Source organism: Streptomyces sparsus (assembly GCF_054776295.1).
Genome location: NZ_BAAHCA010001551.1, coordinates 1 through 712, shown reverse-complemented (window position 1 = coordinate 712; position 712 = coordinate 1). Strand labels below are relative to the sequence as shown.

General features: G+C 75.4%; 1 protein-coding gene. It reads left to right on the top strand.

The features are described from left to right. Window positions 1-21: 21 nt before the first annotated feature. On the top strand, window positions 22-321 hold the full coding sequence (locus ACYVE9_RS29550) for a chorismate mutase (RefSeq protein WP_461030941.1): 300 nt from the start codon (window positions 22-24) through the stop codon (window positions 319-321). Window positions 322-712 lie beyond the last annotated feature (391 nt).

The following is a 712-nucleotide window of genomic DNA, read 5'->3' as shown; positions in this document are numbered from 1 at the left end:
GTCCACCCCGCCGCCGGCCCGGTGGACGGGGCGGCGGGCCGGTCCGGGGGCGGCTCCGGGCCGCTCTCCGAGGCGGAGGCCGCCGTGCTGATCAGCGACGCCCGGCAGCGGATCGACGCGCTCGACGACCGCATCATCGCGCTGGTCAGGGAACGGGTCGACGTGTCGGCCCGGATCCAGCAGGCCCGCATCACCACCGGCGGACGGCGGGTGCACCTGTCCCGCGAGATGGAGATCCTCGGACGGTTCCGCGCGGAGCTCGGCCGGCCCGGCACCTCGCTGGCCATGACCCTGCTCGAACTCTCCCGGGGCCGGATCTGAACCTCCGCCACCGGACCCGGACCGCCCACGCCGGGCCCGGGCAGCCCACGCCGGGCCGAACCGACGACGCCCGGACCGGGCCCGGATACCTGGCCGCCGACGCCCGGACCGCGTACCGCGCGGATCGGCGGCCGTCACCCGTACGACGCGTGACCGGCCGCCGCGGACTTCGTTGAGTGGAGTGTCCCCGATGGACGCTGGAGACTCGGCGGCAGTTGGGGTGGCACCGCTGGAGCGATGAGACGGACGTTCTTCCGACGAGGTGAGACGGCCGTCGTGGGACCTCGCTCCGGTGCTGTGGCCGGTCAGCAGGGGACAGCCGCCCGGTCACGAATGACGCGGCCGGTCCGGGGACGCCCGGGCGGGCCGCGTCTCACTGTCTCCCCACGTT